Origin of the sequence: Propioniciclava sp. (assembly GCF_036744435.1) — a bacterium.
GTDB lineage: Bacteria > Actinomycetota > Actinomycetes > Propionibacteriales > Propionibacteriaceae > Propioniciclava.
In genome coordinates this window covers 1-4,936 of the sequence record NZ_DAIOIA010000112.1, presented here as the reverse complement: position 1 = coordinate 4,936, position 4,936 = coordinate 1, and the positions used below count along the sequence as shown (strand labels likewise).

5 protein-coding genes and 1 pseudogene are annotated in these 4,936 nt (G+C 72.8%); 1 reads left to right on the top strand and 5 read right to left on the bottom strand.

Features of this window, described 5'->3' with window-relative positions; genetic code table 11:
* Nucleotides 1-689, top strand: a 689-nt coding sequence (locus V7E09_RS12415; protein WP_324511947.1) for an alpha/beta hydrolase, incomplete at its 5' end; no start/stop codon positions are given.
* Nucleotides 690-723: 34 nt separating this feature from the next.
* Here the strand turns inward: V7E09_RS12415 and V7E09_RS12410 are convergent.
* The 5 genes and pseudogenes from V7E09_RS12410 to V7E09_RS15750 form a co-directional block, all read right to left on the bottom strand.
* Nucleotides 724-1,821 carry a nucleotidyltransferase family protein gene (locus V7E09_RS12410; RefSeq protein ID WP_324511946.1) on the bottom strand — a complete coding sequence of 366 codons (1,098 nt, stop codon included), beginning with the start codon at nucleotides 1,819-1,821 and terminating at the stop codon, nucleotides 724-726.
* Nucleotides 1,808-2,617: a hypothetical protein gene (locus tag V7E09_RS12405; RefSeq protein ID WP_324511945.1), complete on the bottom strand. Its 810-nt coding sequence runs from the start codon at nucleotides 2,615-2,617 to the stop codon at nucleotides 1,808-1,810. Before V7E09_RS12405 ends, V7E09_RS12410 begins: the two co-directional genes overlap by 14 nt.
* Nucleotides 2,614-2,868 (bottom strand): PqqD family protein, encoded by a 255-nt coding sequence (locus V7E09_RS12400; protein WP_324511944.1) that lies wholly within the window; start codon nucleotides 2,866-2,868, stop codon nucleotides 2,614-2,616. Before V7E09_RS12400 ends, V7E09_RS12405 begins: the two co-directional genes overlap by 4 nt.
* Entirely contained in the window at nucleotides 2,865-4,214 is a 1,350-nt protein-coding gene (locus tag V7E09_RS12395) for a hypothetical protein (protein ID WP_324523464.1), read from the bottom strand. Before V7E09_RS12395 ends, V7E09_RS12400 begins: the two co-directional genes overlap by 4 nt.
* Nucleotides 4,215-4,375: 161 nt before the next feature.
* Nucleotides 4,376-4,840: pseudogene (locus V7E09_RS15750) on the bottom strand (glycosyltransferase family 2 protein); the annotation flags it as partial.
* Between the last annotated feature and the right edge of the window lie 96 nt (nucleotides 4,841-4,936).

The following is a 4,936-nucleotide window of genomic DNA, read 5'->3' as shown; positions in this document are numbered from 1 at the left end:
TGGTGCGTCCGCCGCTGGTGCTGGGTCAGGACGCGATCAGCGACGCTGCCACGGCAACCGTGACGCCCACCCTGGAGGACGCGTCCGGCCCGGTGATCGTGGTGCGCCCGCCCGCGGGGACGCCGTCCCGCGACGTCCTGGTCGTGTTCTATCCGGGCGGCCTGGTCCGCCCGCAGGCCTACGAGTGGCAGGCCCGCGTCCTGGCGACCCACGGCTACACGACGGTCATCCCGGAGTTCGCATTCGACCTAGCCGTGACGGACTCGGGCCGCGCGACCGCCCTCATCGAGCGTTACGGGGCGGGTCAGCAGGTCGTGCTTGCGGGGCATTCTCTGGGCGGGGCGATGGCCGCCCAGTACCTCGCCGACGAACTCCGCGCCGGACGTCAGCCCGCCGCGGGCCTCATCCTTCAGGCGTCCTATCCGCCCGACGGCGCCGACCTCACCGGCGCCTCCTTGCGCGCGCTGAGCCTGCGCGCCGAACACGACGGCGTCGCGGACGCCGCCAAGGTCACCGCCGGAATGGCTCTGCTCCCCTCCGGTAGCCGCGAGGTCGTCGTCCCGGGCGCCGTGCATTCCTTCTTCGGTCGGTACGGCCCCCAATCCGGCGACGGCGTCCCGACTGTCTCCCGCGCCGACGCCGAGGCCACCATCACCGGATGCGTCCTGGAGTTCCTGGCAGGGATCTGACCGGTCCTCCACCGGGGCCGAGCCCGATGCCGGGTCAGCGGCCGCTGGAGAGGAACTGCCGCGTGCGCTGCACGAGAAACACGCACCGCGCCCACAGCAGGCGGACGGGACCCAGCGGGTGCCCGACCCGGGCCTCCATGCGCTCGCGCCGCAGCGCGAAGGACGCCATCGCTCCGCCGCCGAACGCCCGCCGCAGTCCAGGATGCGCGCTGAGCGTACGGACGCGCCACCACCACCAGAGGGCCCGGGCACCATGCAGGCCGCGCGACCCGTCGAGGTCGTCGACGACGAGCAGGACGGCGGCGATGGCCCGGCGCACCTCCGGGTCGGCGCGGGCCGCGTGCTCCCGCAGCCGATCCAGCACCTGCGCGTCCTGGTTGCGAAGCCGCTGCACGTCCAGAGCCGCCCGCAGCGGCGGGACGAGCAACCGGTACTGGTTGTCCACGATCAGCGCGTGGATGATGGCGTGCAGGCACGACAGGAACGGCGTGAACCGAGGCCCGCTGGGAGTGTCGGCCAGGTTGGCGAGCAGCAGATGCTCCGGGAGCAGCGGATCGAACTCGGACTGCAGAACGCTGCGGTGAAGCTCGATCGAACCCGCACGCCCGTCCTTGACCAGCGGCGTGAGCTGGTGCTGATCCGGCAGGACGGTGACCGACTGATACTCCTGCGCGGAGGCGTCCCGGTAGCCCAGGGACACCAGCACCGCGTGCGCGTCGCCCACCCGGGCGGCCGGGCGGATGATCACGTCGAGGTCGGTCATGGTGCGGCCGTCGGCGTCGCCGTGCTCCAGCAGGGCCGCCCCCTTCAGCGGGATCGCGGTGATGCCCGCGGCGTCCAGGTGTGCGCACACAGCGGCGAGCTGGTCCGACAGGTCCCGGGCCCGGCGTTGGGCGAGCCGGTAGGCCACCTCGGCCGCGGCATCCGGGGACACGTCGGCGCCGCGTCCCGACAGGTGCACGGCCAGCCCCTCAGGGATCGAATCCCCGCGGGTCCGCGTCAGCCGCCGCCCCAGGTCGGAGAGGATGCGCAGGTCCTCCGCGAGGCCCGTCACCGCAGGGCTCAGTTCCCCGCCGGACGCCGGATCGCGCAGGAACCCCACCAGCCGGGTCGCGGGGTCACGAGAGGGCATCGAGCGCGTCCAGGGTCGACTCGTCGGCGTGCCCGGTGAGCGTCACGCAGCGGGTGGTGCGCTGGAGCCGCGCCAGTTCGCCGACGAGCGCCGCCCGGTCGAGCGACAAGGAAGCGGCCTCGGTGCCGAGTTCGGCGACCACCTGAAACGGCGAAGCATCGCTGAGGGTGGGGGCGCCCTCGCCGGGAGCCAGCAGCACGAGCAGATCGGGGGCGCGTGGCGCCACCGGCGGCGGCACCGCGAACAATGCGCCCGGGTCGACAGCCGTGACCGGAGGGTCGTAGTCCAGCACGGCGGCGGTGTCGCGGGCTGGCCCGGGCAGCGACTCCCGCGAGGAGTGCTTCAGGTGCAGGCGACGCGGCAGCCCCACGCACAGGCCGCCCCGGATCAGGACGCCCTCATCGGAACCGATCGTCGCGCCGCGCGCCGCCCACCGGATCGCCAGCGTGGTCTTGCCCGCCCCGGAACGCCCGGCGATCAGGATGCGCCGCCCACCACGATCGACCTGGGCGGCATGGGGCCGGACCCATCCGCGTTCGCGCGCCCGATCCATCAGCGCGTTGTGCGTGTGCCCGTACGCCTGCTCCGCCCGCGCCAGCGGGGAGCGGAACCGGAGCGTCTGATCGACGCCCCCGCCCGCGATCCGGAGTCCGTTGCCGGGCAGCGCGGTGAACGCCAGCGCATCCTCGGCGGGAAACGGCGACCGCAACGAGTGGTCCAGCAGCCACAGAGGATCGCCCTGCGGTGCGGTCACCGTCACCGCCAGCCACAGGTAGTCGCTGCGCGCAGTCCTCACCCGGCGATGGCACCGATCGCGCGGAACTGGTCGAGTGCCCGCGTGGTGATGTCGGCGGCCTGGGCTGTGTCCACCTCGAGGACGCGGGCGACAGCGTCGGTGACCGTCTCGAAATCGCGCCCCTCCACGAGTTCCCAGACCAGGGTGGCCGGCCCGTTGAGATGATGCAGGACCTGCTGACCGGCGTCGAAGAGGACCACGCCGTCGTCGAGGTCGTTGACTTCGAATGCGGCGTTGCGGGTGTACGTCATGGTTGTCTCCTGAACCTGCCTGCGTAAGGGAGTTCGTCGGTGGGCCGGGGCTGTGCCGGGGCCAGTGCGGGGGCGACGAGCGCGTACGTCGCCAGGCCAGCCTGGGCGGCCAGCTCGGCGAGCCAGGCGTCCGCGTCGGCGTCGTCCCAGGCGTCCCAGGCGTCGAGGTCGTCGACGTCGGGAAGCGCCCCCAGCAGGCGCTCGCGGGCGTCCGGGTGGACGACGACCGCGAGGCTGGCCGGGCGGGACGTCCGGCCCACGAGCGAGCCCGGGAAGGCGGGCGTCTCGACCTCGCTGGCCGCCAGGGACAGCACATCCCACGGCCGATCCCGCAGATCGGACAGGGCAGCCCGCAGGAGCGCGCCGAGATCCCGGGAGGCGTGGACGCCGCTGCGGAGGAGGATCACGGGACCGTCGAGGGCCGCGGGCTCGCGCAGGGCCCGCGCCCAGCCCGAGAGGTAGGCCGTCTCAGGAGGAAGACAGGGCACGGGACCGAGGCGGTGCATCGTCGTCCCCATCCCGATGCTGGCCCAGGCGCGGTAGCTGGGTTCCCAGGTGGGGAGCGCTGCTGGTGGAATGATGCTCCAGCCGGCGACCGGGAGCGGGGCCTCGGCCGCGGTCAGCCAGGCGTCCAGGGCGACCCGTTCGTCGGGTTCGCCCAGCAGGGACGCCGCGGCGCTCTGGCCGGTGGCCCCGGGGGTGACGATGGCGGCCAGTGGGCGTTCGTTGACCGTTCCCCACACGACGCGGCCGGGCATGCGGGCGGCCAGGTCGGCCAGCCGGTAGAAGACGTCCGCCGAGAGCGGCAGGGCCTCATCCAGCACCACCACCGACCGCCAGTGACGCACCTGCGCCACCTGGGCCGCAGCGCGGCGTCCCTCAGTCCACCAGTCCTGCCCCTCTTCGCCGCGGGGCATGGGGATGCGGCGCACCGCCAGGCCGTGCTCGTCGAGTTTCGCCAAGGCGTTGCGCCACGGGCCGACGCGGTCGTCGTCGCTGCACACGCATACGCCGTCGAAGCGCAGGCCGGGGTGGTCGAGGCGCTCCTCCACCTGGACGCGCAGGGCGTCGTAGGCGGTGTCGCCGAGTAGTTCGGTGAAGTGCCGGTGCACCGGGCGCAGGTCCCACCCGAGTTCGCGCCACGCTGCCAGATAGTTGTTGATCCGGTCGTGGTGGTTGAGTCGGTAGGGGACGCCGCGCGGGCGGGGGAACCGGTGGTGCCACCGCAGATCGGGTAGGCACAGCGTCCGGCCACCCTGGCGGCGCACCAACGCATGGACGTAGCCCTCTTCGCCGCCGAACCCCATGAAGCGGGGGTTGATCCCGGGCCAGTGGGCGCGCGCCATGGCGAACAGGGCCAGCCCCTGGGAGGGATGTCGAAGGGCTCTCCGCCCGGCTCACGTCCCCGGTCGTCGATGCCCCAGACGCCGAACATGCCCTGGCGGAAGCCGGGGTTCATCTGCGTCGAGATGATCGTGCCCGTGGCCGTGGTCAGGGGGCCCTGGACCAGATCCGCGCTGTCGGGATGCGCGTCGATGAACGCCAGCAGGGCGTCCAGGGCGCCGGGGGCCAAGAGGACGTGGCTGTCCAGCACGAGCACCCACGGGGTGCGGGACAGCGAGAACAGCGCATCCCGCACGGCCGTGGAGCGCACTTCCGTGTAGGGCACGTAGCGGACCGGCGGGTCCGCGTACTCCTCCGCGAGCCGCCGCAGCGGCTCGGCCTCGACGCCCTCGGGATGGTTGTCGAGGATGAGCACCTCGCACCGCTCCATCGCGTCGGGGTGGTGCAGCAGCAAGGACGTGACCGTGAAGTAGGCGCCGTCGAAGTCGTCGTAGGTCGCCAAGCCGATCGTGAGCAGGCGGGGCGCCACCTCGGTGTGCGTGACCTCGGACTGAGCCGGCGCGTGGCGCGCCTGGGTGAGTTCCTTCAACCGGCCAGCGAGCGCCTCGTCGAGGCGTGACGATTCCATGGGTGACACCTGATCCGCGATGGACCGCGTCAGACCTGCTGCGTGGTCTCCGTCGACGGAAGGGTCGTCGTGGTGGTCGTCGTCGAGGTGGTGACG

What these genes read in the sequence shown, in the direction of transcription:
- V7E09_RS12400 (WP_324511944.1), bottom strand. Translation starts at nt 2,868, where the DNA reads ATGACGTACACCCGCAACGCCGCATTCGAAGTCAACGACCTCGACGAC.
- V7E09_RS12410 (WP_324511946.1), bottom strand. Translation starts at nt 1,821, where the DNA reads ATGCCCTCTCGTGACCCCGCGACCCGGCTGGTGGGGTTCCTGCGCGAT.
- V7E09_RS12395 (WP_324523464.1), bottom strand. Translation starts at nt 4,214, where the DNA reads ATGGCGCGCGCCCACTGGCCCGGGATCAACCCCCGCTTCATGGGGTTC.